The organism is Paenibacillus sp. FSL R7-0210, from assembly GCF_038009085.1.
GTDB classification, from domain to species: Bacteria; Bacillota; Bacilli; order Paenibacillales; family Paenibacillaceae; genus Paenibacillus_AQ; species Paenibacillus_AQ silagei.
Genome location: NZ_JBBPAR010000001.1, coordinates 7274755 through 7289183, shown reverse-complemented (window position 1 = coordinate 7289183; position 14429 = coordinate 7274755). Strand labels below are relative to the sequence as shown.

Genomic DNA, 14429 nt, shown 5'->3' with positions numbered 1-14429 from the left:
ACTGACGATTCATTGAATGAATCTTGTAAAAATTAAAGCGTTCCATTTGTTCAGTTTTCAAAGAACTTGCTCCCGGCATTTCAACGTTATGTCTCTTGCACAGGAATTAGATCATATCATTTTATTACGTTTGTTGTCAACTTATTTTTCTTCCGCCGCTCAATTCAGCGTCGATGTCTCATAAGCACAAGAGATAATATATCACGCGCTCCAAGCGTTTGCAAGTCTTTTTTTATAATAGGATTAAGCACTGCTTTTTTTGAGTTAATAGTGAATAGTTCACCGCAGCTCTGCACAAATTGATTCCCATAATACTTCATTTGTCGCTACAATAGAATTTATCTTCGTATCCTATAGATAACTTATTTATTAACTGTTCCTGAAAGGAGTTCAAATGTCCAACAAGACCCTGCCTCAAGCTCCACCCGGCCCTCTGGGGGAATCACGAAATCTGCAGCAGGCTACCATCTACCGTATTTTGCTTGCTGTCAGCTTTGTTCATTTATTCAATGATTCCATTCAGGCACTGATTCCGGCGATGTTCCCTGTATTAAAGGATAACCTGGTGCTCTCTTATGCCCAGATCGGCTGGATTGCGTTCGCGCTGAATCTCACCTCTTCGGTGATTCAGCCTATTATCGGCTTCGCCGCTGACCGGAAGCCGCGTCCGATCCTGCTCCCGCTGGGGATGTGCTGTACCTTTGCCGGGGTGTTCCTGCTCGCTTTTGCAGGTAATTATGTATTAGTGATTGTATCCGTAATGCTTGTGGGCTTCGGATCAGCTGCGTTCCATCCGGAAGGGATGCGTGTGGCTCATATGGCTGCCGGTCAGCGCAAGGGGCTGTCGCAATCCATATTTCAGGTGGGCGGCAACGCCGGCCAGGCCTTGGGTCCTCTATTAATGAAGTGGGTATTCATTCCCTTCGGTCAGATGGGCGCTCTCGGCTTCACCGTTATCGCCGCTGCCGGAGTCGCCATCCAGGCCTATGTGGCCCGCTGGTACCGAGAGATGCTGGATGCCGGATACACCTTCCGCAAAAAGTCAGCGTCACGCTCTATCGACCCTGCCCGCAGCAAACGTATTCTGATTACAACGGTTATTCTGGTCTTCATCGTATTCGTGCGATCCTGGTACGGCGCCTCCATCGGCGGGTATTATGCCTTCTATCTAATGGACAAATACGGGATGACGCTGGATAAGGCTCAGATCTATATCTTCATCTATCTCGCTGCCGGCGCTGTCGGCACCTTCTTCGGGGGCCCGCTGGCAGACCGCTTCGGCCGCCGTAATCTTATTCTGGTGTCGATGATCGGGACGGTGCCTTTTGCGCTGGCCCTGCCTTTTGTGAACCAGTTCTGGGCGGCCGTGCTGCTGATCATCTCCGGGTTCATTCTATTATCCAGCTTCTCCGTCACTGTGATCTACGCGCAGATGCTGTATCCAGGCAATATCGGTACGGTCTCGGGTCTGATTACCGGCCTTGCCTTCGGGCTTGGCGGAATTGGCTCTGTCGTAATTGGGCATCTGATCGACACGATCGGAATAGCCACGGTGTTCGTGGCCTGCGGCTTCCTGCCGCTGCTCGGTCTGCTGGCCCTGCTGCTGCCCGGCGACAAGAAGCTGGAGGAATGGGCAGCGGAATAATCCGCTGAATCTGGATAACGGCAGAGAATTATTCAAGGGACACTTTTTGCGGTACAATTAGTTGAAACTTGAATTAATCACTCTAAGGTGGAGGCACCAGAGGAGGCTAAGCGCTTGAAAAACTTACTTACACCCCTTCGCAAAGGATACGGAAAGAAGCTCGTCTCGATTCACTTGTGGAATGCCTGGCTGGTCTTAATCCTTGCCGTTAGTGGTCTAATGCTGGTAGGCGGCTTCTGGAGAGAGCTGCTGGGTGAGGGCAGAGTGTGGCTGAAATGGGGCCATATCGTGTTCGGTCTGGCGCTGTTGATCCCTGTGGTCTATTATCTGCTCCTGGCGGCGAAGCACTGGAAGCGGCTCAAGGGTAAACCTGCGCAAAAAGCCAACGTCCTCTTCGTGCTGACGCTTTTGATCGGCTGGCTGATCTCAGGGGTTGTGCTCTGGCAGTTCAGGCTTGCCGGGCCGAGAGCAGCGAATACTGCGTTATTCATTCATGATCTGCTGACCTGGGTCGGCCTGCCAGTCATCATCTATCACTCCATTACACGGGTGAAGTGGCTGAAGGAGCCCAAGAAGCGCACGATTGTGGCAGAAGCTGTACCTGTTGAAGAGGCCTCTTCTCCCGCAGGACGGGCTCGGCGCACGGCTCCTTCTGAAGCCCAGCCTATGTATTCACGCCGCGGGTTCATTAAGGTTGCGGTAGGCGCAGGGCTTGCTGTCACGCTCGGTCCCACTTTTGTCCGCTGGATCGGTAAATCCCTGCAGTTTCCCGGCACAGCTGACTATGCGGCAAGCAATGCCAATGCATTGGTTCCCGATCCTATTCCGCTGGCGGAATCGGCACCTCCTATCGGCGGGGGAGCCGAGGGCAGCTTTCGCGTATATACGGTCACGGCCATTCCCGCGTTCGACAACTCCAACTGGTCTTTTACCATTGATGGCCTGGTGGATAAGAAGCTGAGCTGGAACTGGGAAGAGTTCGTCAAGCTGCAGCGCGAGGTGCAGGTCAGTGATTTTCACTGCGTAACAGGCTGGTCTGTGTACAAAAATACATGGGAGGGCCTCCCCCTCTCGAAGCTGCTCGATATGGCCGGTGTGCAGCCTGGGGCCGTCATGGTCAAGTTCTACTCGGGAGACGGTGTCTATACGGACTCACTCACTCTGGATCAGGCGAGGATGGACGATATCATGGTGGCCGTGATGCACGATGGCAAACCTATCCCCAATCAGCTCGGCGGGCCGGTTCGCCTCGTTACTCCGCAAATGTATGCCTACAAATCAGTCAAATGGCTGAACCGGATTGAGTTAATCAATGAAGATTATATCGGGTACTGGGAACAGCGGGGATACGATAAAGATGCCTGGCTGCCGGGTGCGAAGCGGGTGTAATGTAGCTTCTGTCCTCTATTTCAGAAAAAACCTCCTTTCCCAATCCGGGATTTGGAGGTTTTTTGTTCTTGCTTAATGGATCACAGGCTTTTGAAGGAAGCGTCGTACAGGCGGAACATGGTTTTGTAGCCGGACTCGTCAATCTTGATTCCGACATCCAGACGCCCCGATATTTCCAGCGGACCAGAGGTGTAGCGGAGCTTACTGCCTTCAGGAACAAACACGATCATAATCTTGTTCCAGTAGGTCTCATCCCCATTATCGAACGGACACTCTGCACCCGGTTCGGGAATAAGCAGAAACCAGTTTTTCTCAAAAGAAAGGACCTCACCCATGAAGCCCTTAATGGTAACCTGCTGTCCGCTAAGATCCCAGAAGTGCTCTGAGGGCCGGGTCTGATCGTCTCCGTCAAAAAAACCGTTCCAGTCTATGGCCTTATTCCCTGTGGAGGCAGCACTCACGGTAGCCGCTGCCGCTGCCGCTGCCGCAGACGGTGACGGTGACGGTGATGGGGATACGCTCAATGCCGGAGCAGATCCAGCCTTGACGGGTTCTGCTTCAGCGCTGCTCCCCCCGGTACCCTTAGACGCTGCCGCTGGGCGGGGGCTTTGTACAGAAGAAGAGGCGGCCGGACTCGGCGTAATGGTTACATTCTTTCCGGAGGGCTTCCGGGTAGCCGTTCCAACAGGTGCAGCAGTAGGCGATGGAGACGGCTTGAACGTAACCGTCACCTTGGTCCCGGTATCCGTACCTTTGGATGGAGCAGCGGATGCAGCAACTCCGCCCTCGGCAACTGGAGCAGGGGCCTGCGGGGAAGGGGATGCGGACGACTCAGCCTCCGCCGTGACTTCCTCAGTGCTCTGCGGAGCTTCCACCACCGCCGCAAAGGACTCCCCGTTCCCATTAGCAGCAGTATTCTGGCCACATGCCTGAAGCAGCAGCATACCTGTCACAGCTCCCGACAGCAGAAGCATTCTTCCTTGTAGTCGTATCAATTGAACGTACCTCCTATGATTTGAACAAGGCGAGCGGATGCATCCGGTACATCCGGAAGGCCGGTCCAAGCGAGGACAGCAGACCTATAGCCAACGCCCCAAGCACAATAAACCAATGCTCCGGTGTCCAATGGTAAGGCTCGATTTGAATGCCCGCCTGCGAGAACAGCATGTCCTTGAGCAGATAGGCTCCGAGATGACCGGTCACAAGCCCCGCGATGAGTCCGGTTGCTGTTACCAGCAGGCCTTCTGTGGTTAGGGAGAGCCATACGTAGGCCCGTGATTTTCCGAGAAGACGCAGTATTCCGACATCCTTGGTACGCTCTGAGGCTGCTGCAACGAGAGATAATAGAATCGCAATACCTGCGAGCAGCACACATATGGCCGTCAGCATCCCCAGCAGCCGGGAGCCCTGATCCACTGCATTCAACACCTCGGACACGGCCTTGCTGGTATACGCCGCCTGGACACCATTGCTGCCATCGAACGCCTGCTTCAAATCATGGGCCCCCAGCAGACTGGCCGGCTTAACCAGCACCGCCGTAATCTCCCGTTCCTCAGGAGACAGCCCGTGTACAGCCCAGGCATAGTCAACTGTCGTAAAGACCGCCCGGTCATCTGGAGTATGGAGTTCTGGAAGAATACCCGCTACTCTGTATCGAAAATCCTCATGAGCATGCCCGGCTTGCTCTCCCGTCCCCTCATCTTCGGCTGCCGCATGTCCTCCTGCTTCTTCGGCCTCATGATCCCCTTCATGCTCAGCCGCTGCGGATTCGTGGTCTTCTCCCTGTACAAGTCCATGCGCCCCCGCAAAGGTATCGCCTACCTTCAGTCCAAGCGACCGGGCCACGTATGAGCCTACAATCGTATCACCAGTATCGGCATACATCTTGCCTTCCTGCAGTCTGCTGCCACCGTAACGGGTGAAGAAATACCCGGAATCTATCCCGACAATCGGATAGCCCTTGTAGTTGTCGCCCGTAGTCATCGCAAAGGCAGCTTCCACAGACGGGTCCCGCCGTGCCTCATCCAATACAGCAAGCGGGATATTCCCGGTTGGCGCGCCGATATGATAAAAGGTATTGAGTACCAGCTGTGTCTCACTGCCCGCTGCGCCTATGACAAGATCAAAGGGGCCATAGCCTTTCTTGGCTCCCTGCTCTACACTCTGCCGGGACAGGACAAGTAACACAATAAAGGCAACTGTAATCGCCACAGCACACACGGTAAGCAGAGACAGGAACCGCCGGTGCAGCACATTGCGGAGGGTGAGCCGGAACAGGCTCATAGTGAAATCCCCTCCCTGTCTATCCCGCTGAACGAAGACCGCTGCCGGGCTAATACCTCCCGGCGTACTTCATTGATATCGTGAATGTTCAAGCGGCGCGGAAACCGTTCAGCCATATTGAGGTCATGGGTTACCACGATTAAGGTGTGTCCATGGGCCTTGCTAAGCTCCAGGAGCAGAGAGGATATCTCATCGGCCGTCTCCCAGTCCAAGCTGCCTGTCGGTTCATCTGCCAGCAGAAGCGGCGGGTGATTGATCATGGCCCTTACAATAGCAACGCGCTGCTGCTGCCCGCGTGAGAGCTGGGAAGGCAGATGCCTTCCGCGGCCCCCCAGGCCCACCTGCTCCAGCCAGCCGTCCACTATGCGCCGTCTCTCCTTTTGCGGAAGCCGGGCCGTCATGGCAATCTCGACATTCTGCCGCGCGGTCAGCGAAGGAATCAGATGGAAGTCTTGAAGCACATAGCCTATAGCAGAAGCACGAAAGGCATCGCGCTTCGCCTCAGTTAACTCGTGAAGCGGCTGCCCATCTACGGTAATTCTGCCGCTGTCTGCACTCATAATGCCGCTGATCAGATGCAAAAGCGTGCTTTTACCGGACCCGCTGGGTCCGGTAATGGCTACACGCTCTCCTTTTTCAACATTCCACCGGGGGATATCGAGGATCGGCACAGCTCTGCCGTCCACTTTGAATTGTTTGGTCAAATTCTGAATCTGAAGCAATAGGAGCCACTCCTATCTGAGCACAATGCGTTCGGACAGCGCATCCCAGGTTAAGGTCGTGCCCTTCAACTGGTTGAACGCACTAAGCGGAAGGTAGAGTACGTTGTTATCCACATCCACCGTGTATGCGGCCGCTTTGCTGTTCAGCTTCGCTGTTTTCCCGGTCAGATCGACCTCGATGGTATTCTTTCCAATAGTAAGCTTGGCAGCAGAAGTGCTCCCTGTATAGGTTCCTCCAAGCGCCTTTACCAGAGCCTGAGCCGGATAGAGCACTTCATTGTCGCGGCTGATTTTGAATTTCGGATAAACATATTTCGACTGCAGCTCTGCTGAACGCTTGTTCAGATCCAGTCCCAGTATTCCCGCTCCCATAGTTGCGATCTGCGTATTGTCGATCTGTCCCTTCACTTTGTCAGCAATCGGGCCATACGCCCACACCCCAACATCCACCGCAGAGTGGCCGTGACCCGACCAGCCGACCAGCAGGCGCTTGGAAATCACTGCATTATAAGCGCCTTCCCGTTTGTACGAAGAACCGTCACCGTTCATAATCTGGGTAACTTCCTCATCCGTCAGATCTGTAATCCAGGTGTTTGCCGTTACGATTTTGCGGATCTCTTCCGGTGTCTGCGCTGCTTCAAGATCGGCTGCCAGACTCTCAGAGGAGTGCTTTTGCTTGTTCCACAGATCGATGTTGATCTCATAGATATTGTCACGCGAGAGTGAGAGGCCGCCTGTCTCATGGTCAGCAGTAACCACCACGGAGGTGTTGCCGTTTTTCTTCGCAAAATCAACCGCTGTCTTGAAGGCTGCGTCAAAGTCGAGCGCTTCCTGCACCAGGGTCGGCAGATCGTTGGCATGACCGGCATGGTCGATACGCCCGCCTTCAATCATCATGACGAAGCCGTCTTTATCGGCGGACAGAATATTCAGTGCTTTGGAGGTCATCGCCGAGAGGCTTGGAATTTCCGGAGTGCGGTCTGGCGTATAAGCCACATGGGAGTTGCCGAACAAGCCTAACACCTTGGTATTCTTGGAAGTGAGTGTATTTAAGGCTGTGGTATTCTCAACGACCGTATAGCCTTTGGCTTTGAAGTCAGGCAGCAGGTTCTTATCCGTACGTTTGCCCTTCTCATCCTTAGTCAGGAAGAACTGCTTCCCGCCGCCCATCAGCACATCCACGCCGCTCTCCAGGTACTGTGAGGCAATCGCCGATTCATTGTCACGGTTACGGACATGGGAAGCGTACACGGCAGGTGTGGCATGGGTGATACGGGCAGTGGTCACAAGGCCGGTGGCCTTGCCTGCGCTCTCCGCAGCTTCGATTATAGAAGCAAAGGGTCTTGAGACATCCTCATTAGAGACGCTGATGCCCGCATTGTAGGTTTTATGGCCCGTAGCAAATGCAGTACCGGCTGAGGCGGAGTCTGTGACGATCCCGGATACGATTTTACCGCTGTCCTCTCCCCGGTCTGCATATGTAGTAGCTTGTCCCACGTAGTATGGATCGAGGTTCAGGTGCTTGACACCCTTGGTATATTGCTGAAAATATCTTGCCGCAGACACTTGGGCCGGGCCCATGCCGTCGCCGATCAGAACGATAAGATTCTTAGACTGGGCCTTGGCAGCGCCCCCGGAATTAGCCGGGCTCTTGGCCGCACCTGCAAGGGTTGCTCCTGATACTACGGCTGCCGCCAATCCTCCAAAAATCATGCCCCTCATTAACTTGTTCATCATATACCCCTTCCTCATTGTGACGGTTCTAATCCCAAGCTTACCTTGGAAAGATTAACTAATTGTCAAAATAAGTATGGAGTTGTATTAAATTATCAAATGTTCACATGAAAGCGGAAGGGTAGCCGTCTGCAAAACAAAATCAGCCTACCGGGTAACAAATGCTGGTGACTTCCCCTGTACATCCGGCCCGTTCGCCATTGCTTGGCGCAATGAGGTCGGTTTTTCGATTTCCTATACATCAAAAAAAGCCCTGCGCCCCTCCGCCCATAAGCAAAGGAAACACAGGACCTATATATTCTCTTACATCTCTAGCAGCCGGATCAGCTCGTCTTCATCCTCAATGACTTGAATGCCGAGCTGCTGGGCTTTGGCCAGCTTGCTGCCTGCCTTCTCCCCGGCGATGACCAGATCCGTCTTCTTGGAGACGCTGCCGGATACCTTCGCCCCCAGAGCCTCCAGACGTTCGGCGGCTTCCTCGCGGGTCATTTTTTGCAGGGAACCGGTGAGGACGACTGTTTTGCCGCTGAAATAGGTATTGGTATTAACTACACGCGGAGCTTCAGGAGCCTTGGCCTCTACCCCCAGCGCCCGCATACGGTCGATACTAACCACTACGAACGGATCGGCAAAATAATTCACGATGCTCTCCGCCACAATTCCCCCGATATCCGGCAGTCCGGCCAACTCCTCCGCGGTAGCAGACATGACAGCTTCCAGACTGCGGTAATGGTCGGCCAGCATTCTTGTCGTGGCTTTGCCGGTATTAGGAATACCGAGTGCATAGAGGAAGGATGCCAGATCTCTGCCTTTGCTGTCTTCGAGTGCCTTCAGCAGATTCGCCGCCTTCTTCTCTCCGAACCGCTCCAGCTTCACCAGCTGGTCGAAGGTTAGCTCATACAGATCCGCAGGCTCCCGTACACTAAGCTCCTCATGCAGCTGAGCCGCTGTCTTCTCACTGAACGTCTCGATATCCATGGCATCTCTGGAGGCAAAATGGGTAATCCGGCTGACAATCTGCGGCTTGCAGTCAAGCTTGTTGTTGCAGAACAGATGAGCGCCGCGCATCTCCAGCGGGAACCCGCAGGCCGGACACTCTTCGGGGAAGATAATCTCCCCGCCGTCACTCTCTTCTGTCACCTTGCCCAGAATCTCGGGGATGACATCATTGGAGCGGCGGATGAACACCCGTGTGCCGAGGGCAAACTTCAGATTCTTGCGCTCAATATCGCCCACGTTGTTAAGGGTGCAGTTCTGCACCGTAACCCCGGCTAGTTCTACAGCCTCCACCCGCGCGAGTGGAGTTACTTTGCCGGTGCGTCCGACATTCCAGCTTACAGATTCCAGAATGGTTGTGGTCTCTTCCGCCTCGAATTTATAAGCAACGGCCCATCGCGGGAACTTATCCGTATAACCCAGCGCTTCACGAATACGGAAATCAGTAACCTTAATGACCGCTCCGTCAATCAGATAATCCAGACCGGAACGGCTCTCTTCAATCTCTGCCAGTTGCTCGGTTACATCATCGAAATTGCTGAAGTAGTTGAGGTAAGGGTTAACCTTGAACCGGTTGCTGCGCAGGAAATCCATCATCTCCTGATGATCGGCGAACTGTACGCCTTCTGCATACCCCACATTATAAAAGAAAGCATTCAGCCTGCGGTCGGCAGTCATCTTCGGATTCAGGTTGCGCAGCGCGCCCGCCGCACCGTTGCGTGCATTCTTTAGCGGCTCTGCTGCGCGGGTATTATAATCCGCCAGTACCGACAGGTTCATAATCCCCTCGCCCTGCACTTCAATAACGCCTTCCTTGAACGGAATATTCAGCGGAACGGACTTGATCGTCTTCACCTGAGCCAGAATCCCCTCACCTGTCACCCCGTTGCCACGGGTAGCTGCTTGTACAAGCGCCCCATCACGATAGGTCAGGTTCAGCGTCAGGCCGTCGAACTTCAGCTCTACAGCATAACACGGCTCCGGCAGCGGATTCTCCGGGTTCTTGGTATTATAATCATTCACCAGCTTCAGCACACGGGTGTTCCAGGTACGGAGCTGTTCAATATTCTGCGCCTTGTCCAGACTCCACAGCGGTGCCAGATGGCGATGCGGTGTGAAGCCCTTCAGGAGCTCCCCGCCTACCCGCTGGGTCGGGGAATGCGGCAATACAATTCCGCTCTCCGCTTCCAGCGCCACCAGTTTGTCGTAGAGCACATCGTATTCCTTGTCACTGATCTGTGGAGCATCCAGCGTATAGTAGTGATAATTGTATTGATTCAGCTCGGCTACAAGCTCTTCCATCGTGAACATCATATCCATCCGGCATATCCCTCCGTCAAATAGGTTTCCTACGGTTAGCGTGATCCAAAAGCACTGCCGTTAATCGCAAGCTTGATTTATTCAACTTTGGTGATCGGCGCAAAGCCGGCCAGCAGCCGCTTAACGCCTACCGGCGCCGGGAAGGCAATCTGCAGCTCCGTATCGTTGCCGCTGCCCTTCACGGATACAATGGTGCCGGTGCCCCATTTGCCGTGGGCGACCTTGTCGCCCGCCTTGAAGCCTCCGGCCTCCGCAGCCGCCCCGGCCCCGCCCGTCGTGCGCTGCGCGCCTCCGGTCGTCACCACCACACGGCCCGCGCCTGGCACCGCGCTTGCCGAGCTGCCGCTGCCGAAGCTGGCGGACCCGCCGCCTCCCGGCGCGTTCCCGGCAGCAGCGGTGCGGCTGCCGAAGTTCCCCCGGCTGCCTCCGCTTCCGCCGAAGCCCCGGCCGCCATAGGCACCGCCTGCCTCCGCGCCTCCGCGCCGGAAGCGGTCCGATTCACGGACGGTATCTTCCTTCAGCTCCTCCGGAATCTCCTCCAGGAAGCGGGACGGCGCATTCGCGTTCGTCCGCCCGAACAACGTGCGCATCCGTGCGCAGCTGAGGAACAGCTGCTTCTCCGCACGGGTAATGCCCACATACGCCAGCCGGCGTTCTTCTTCCAGTTCATCATTGTCCTGGAAGGCACGGCTGTGCGGGAACACCCCTTCCTCCATCCCGATGATGAAGACGGTCGGGAACTCCAGCCCCTTCGCGCTGTGCATCGTCATCAGCACCACCGCATCACTGCGTTCTTCTTCATCATTCACGCTGTCGATATCCGCAACCAGCGCCAGATCGGTCAGGAAGGAGACCAGCGACTTGTCTTCATTGTTCTTCTCGAATTCCATCGTAACGGACAGGAACTCGTCAATGTTCTCCAGGCGTGAACGGGACTCCAGCGTATTCTCATTCTGCAATTCAAGGCGGTACTGCGACAGCTCGAGAATCTTCTCAGTCAGCTCTGTCACCGAGAGGAATTCCACCATCCGGTGCAGGGCTTCGATCATATCGTAGAATTCCACCAGCGTGTTGCGGGTGCGTCCGGCGAACCCGAGATCATCCACCGTCTGCAGCGCCCGGAAAATCGAGACGCCCTGGCCAGCAGCCGCTGCCGCAAGCTTCCCAACAGTTGTATCCCCCAGCCCGCGCTTCGGAACATTGATAATCCGCGTCAGGCTGATATCATCATCAGGATTGGACAGCAGGCGGAGATACGCCAGCAGATCCTTGATTTCTTTACGGTCGTAGAACTTGATCCCCCCGACGATCTGGTAGGGAATATCTGATTTGATCAGAATTTCTTCTATTACACGGGACTGGGCGTTCGTACGGTACAGAATCGCATGGTTCTGGTAAGCCTGTCCCTGCTTCACATTCTTGCTGATCTCCCCGGTGACGAAATATCCTTCGTCATGCTCAGTGTCACCTCGGAACACCTTAATCTTCGCGCCTTCATCGGAGTCGGTCCACAGCTTCTTCGGCTTGCGGCCCGTATTGAGGGCAATTACGCCGTTGGCGGCATTCAGAATGTTCGAGGTGGAACGATAATTCTGCTCCAGCAGAATCGTCTGGGCTTCGGGGTAATCCTCTTCGAAGTTCAGAATGTTCGAGATATCCGCCCCGCGCCAGCGGTAGATCGACTGGTCACTGTCCCCGACCACGCAGATCCGGTGATGGCCTTCAGCCAGCATCCTGCAGAGCATGTACTGCGCACGGTTCGTATCCTGGTACTCATCAACATGAATATACTTGAACTTCTTCTGATAGAAATCCAGTACATCCGGCTTCTCCTTGAACAGCTCGATCGTCTTCATAATCAGATCATCGAAATCCAGAGAGTTATTGCTTCTCAGCCGGTGCTGGTATTTGGAATACACCTTAGCCACCAGGCCTTCAAAATAATCGCCAACCTTCTGCTCATACTGCGCCGGTGTAATCAGCTCATTCTTGTTCGTGCTGATGACGGCCTGGATGGCCTTCGGCTCGAACTTCTTGGTGTCGATGTCGAGATCCTTCATACAATTGCGGATGACGGACAGCTGGTCTGTCGAATCCAGAATGGAGAAATTCGAGGTGAAACCGATCTGATCGATATCCTTCCGCAGAATCCGCACACACATGGAGTGAAAAGTGGATACCCAAATATCCCGGCCCTCCGGCCCTACCAGCTTGGAGACACGATCCTGCATCTCCCGGGCGGCCTTATTGGTAAACGTAATCGCCAGAATCGCCCAAGGCGGTGCCTTGCGGTTCGCAATCAGCCAGGCTATCCTGTGGGTCAGCACCCGGGTCTTGCCGCTGCCCGCGCCAGCCATGATTAGCAGGGGTCCTTCAGTTGCTTCTACAGCCTGACGCTGCGGGGGATTCAGACGGCTTACGGCGTCCTGTATGTTAACAAGTTGCATGTGTTACATGCTCCTTTCTGAATATAAGTTATATAAGACGCACTTAAGGTTTGAACTCGAAGCTTGGTCGTCGCTGCGGTGAACATTCGGACATGATCTATAAACTCTACCAGTCCATCGGCGGGGTATCCCGCACAGCCTGGACCGTCAACAGCGCTTGTTCCACATTGCTATAAATAATATTGCCGACCACTACTGTATCACATAGTGCGGCTACATGCATGGCTTCCTCTGGACCTGTAATTCCGCCTCCGTAGAAAAGCTGGCTGTGCTCAACCACTTCCCTGACCTCGCGCACAATCTCCAGATCTCCGTAACGTCCGCTATATTCAAGGTAGACCACCGGGAGGTTCATCAGCTTGTCTGCAATCTGCGCATAGGCTCCCGCACCAGCCGCATCGAGCGAGCAGTCGGCACCGGTCAGGCGCGCTACCGAGGAATCGCTGTTCAGCACAATATAGCCCTCTGTCAGCAGCAATTCCCATGGGATCAGACTGCCGAAGCGTTCAATGGCCCGGCGGTGATGGCCGAGAATCCATGAAGTATCGTCAGTGTTGAGCACCATGGGAATCATATACAGGTCAAAACCGGGCACAGCGGCCTCCAGATCCGAGATCTCCAGTGCGCAAGGCAGGTCATACTGCCGGATTCTCGCAAGCAAACTCACTGTATTCTCATAAGTCACGCCAGTAGAGCCGCCTACGATAATCGCATCGGTTCCCGACTGGCACACAGCGGCCAGCTCCTTATCACCAAGCACACGGTCCGGGTCCAGCTTGAATACATGCCGCCATGGCCTGATCATTTGCCGCATCTCGTTCATCTTTGTCCATCCTCATTGTTCATCTAAGTGAATATACACACTCCTGCGCACGCACAATCCGTATCTCTAGTCTAAGTCAGTACGAAGGGGAGTGTCAATTTAAAAGAGAACAAAATGCGAACATTTTTTCGCATATTTGCCTTAGCCTTCTCCTCGATCAGCGGAGACCCTTAATCCGGTTCAAATCATTTTCCGGGACAAAATCAGTATAGAATCCGTTGACGCCCAGCCGGGACAGCTCCACAATCTCCTGCTCATCGTTCACGGTATGCACGTAGACTCTGGCGCCCGCTTTTTTCAAGTTACGCACAAAGCTCTTGGTAGCCCTGGTTGTCGGCATCGTGATGTCCACGCCGGTCTGCTTGACGAATTCAATGACCACCTCGTCGCTGTCCTCAGTCTGGTATAGGGTATAGATGATTTCCGGAAAAGCGTACACCTGCTTCACAACCTCCAGCATCTCCCGGCTGTAAATCTGCGGAACAATCCGCTCCAGCAGCGCTGGGTCCTTCTTCCGGGCGGCTTCTACAATGAGCTGAAATTGCTTCGTTACCTGTTCCGGTTCCAGCTCCTTCGTGTCCGTAACAATATAGGTATCCGGGTAGATCTCCATCAGATTGACGATTTTCTCAATATCCAGCGGAGAGTAGAGCTCCAGCACCGGGCTGTTCATCACTTCATCGTGAGTCAGCACCTCTCCCTGCTTGTCAGGAGGAAGAACCTCCTGTTGACCCAGTTTCTTACTCATACCTGTAGTCCATTCATGACGGGCCACGAGCTGTTCATCACTGGTCAGCAGCAGGTCCGCCTCAAAGATCCGGGTCCCCTGCTCATAGTTCGCAATAAAAGCGTCCTTGGTATTGGTATACGCCTTGTCATTGATTCCGCCCATGGCATGGGCAATGACTCTGTGGGCCGCGAAGCCTGTAGCTGGCTGTTTTTCTTTTCCTCCAAGCATCAATACAAGCAAAAGTGTAACAGCCCCGATCATAGTAATAGAAGCAATAAGCTTTGTTCTCTTCATGATGGCAGTCTCCTTTGCAAGTAGTAGAGAGTCGGCTGAAAAAAGC

Annotated in this window: 10 protein-coding genes; 2 read left to right on the top strand and 8 right to left on the bottom strand. The window is 54.2% G+C overall.

Annotated features, from left to right (window positions below; genetic code table 11):
• Positions 1-394: 394 nt before the first annotated feature.
• Together MKY64_RS31130 and MKY64_RS31125 are read left to right on the top strand one after the other, a co-directional pair.
• Positions 395-1645, top strand: coding sequence for an MFS transporter (locus MKY64_RS31130; protein ID WP_036721068.1), 1251 nt, complete (start codon positions 395-397; stop codon positions 1643-1645).
• Between the two features lie 114 nt (positions 1646-1759).
• Positions 1760-3034, top strand: coding sequence for a molybdopterin-dependent oxidoreductase (locus MKY64_RS31125; protein WP_340957831.1), 1275 nt, complete (start codon positions 1760-1762; stop codon positions 3032-3034).
• An 80-nt stretch (positions 3035-3114) separates the two neighbouring features.
• Here the strand turns inward: MKY64_RS31125 and MKY64_RS31120 are convergent, their stop codons facing one another.
• From MKY64_RS31120 to MKY64_RS31085, 8 genes are all read right to left on the bottom strand, one after another.
• Complete coding sequence (locus MKY64_RS31120; RefSeq protein WP_340957830.1) at positions 3115-4029, bottom strand: hypothetical protein; 915 nt, start codon at positions 4027-4029, stop codon at positions 3115-3117.
• Between the two features lie 13 nt (positions 4030-4042).
• A complete protein-coding gene (locus tag MKY64_RS31115; RefSeq protein WP_340957829.1) occupies positions 4043-5317 on the bottom strand; it encodes an ABC transporter permease in 1275 nt (424 codons plus the stop codon).
• Entirely contained in the window at positions 5314-6039 is a 726-nt protein-coding gene (locus tag MKY64_RS31110) for an ABC transporter ATP-binding protein (protein WP_340957827.1), read from the bottom strand. The genes MKY64_RS31115 and MKY64_RS31110 overlap by 4 nt, the downstream gene beginning before the upstream one ends.
• Before the next feature lie 12 nt (positions 6040-6051).
• Positions 6052-7773 (bottom strand): alkaline phosphatase, encoded by a 1722-nt coding sequence (locus tag MKY64_RS31105; protein WP_445671738.1) that lies wholly within the window; start codon positions 7771-7773, stop codon positions 6052-6054.
• A gap of 303 nt (positions 7774-8076) precedes the next feature.
• Positions 8077-10089 (bottom strand): NAD-dependent DNA ligase LigA, encoded by a 2013-nt coding sequence (gene ligA / locus MKY64_RS31100; RefSeq protein WP_076083548.1) that lies wholly within the window; start codon positions 10087-10089, stop codon positions 8077-8079.
• A gap of 77 nt (positions 10090-10166) precedes the next feature.
• Complete coding sequence (gene pcrA, locus MKY64_RS31095; RefSeq protein WP_340957825.1) at positions 10167-12536, bottom strand: DNA helicase PcrA; 2370 nt, start codon at positions 12534-12536, stop codon at positions 10167-10169.
• A gap of 106 nt (positions 12537-12642) precedes the next feature.
• The gene (locus MKY64_RS31090; protein ID WP_340958216.1) at positions 12643-13350 is read right to left on the bottom strand and encodes a heptaprenylglyceryl phosphate synthase; all 708 of its coding nucleotides are present in this window, start codon (positions 13348-13350) and stop codon (positions 12643-12645) included.
• A 166-nt stretch (positions 13351-13516) separates the two neighbouring features.
• Positions 13517-14383: a phosphatidylinositol-specific phospholipase C/glycerophosphodiester phosphodiesterase family protein gene (locus tag MKY64_RS31085; RefSeq protein WP_209868286.1), complete on the bottom strand. Its 867-nt coding sequence runs from the start codon at positions 14381-14383 to the stop codon at positions 13517-13519.
• Positions 14384-14429: the final 46 nt, after the last annotated feature.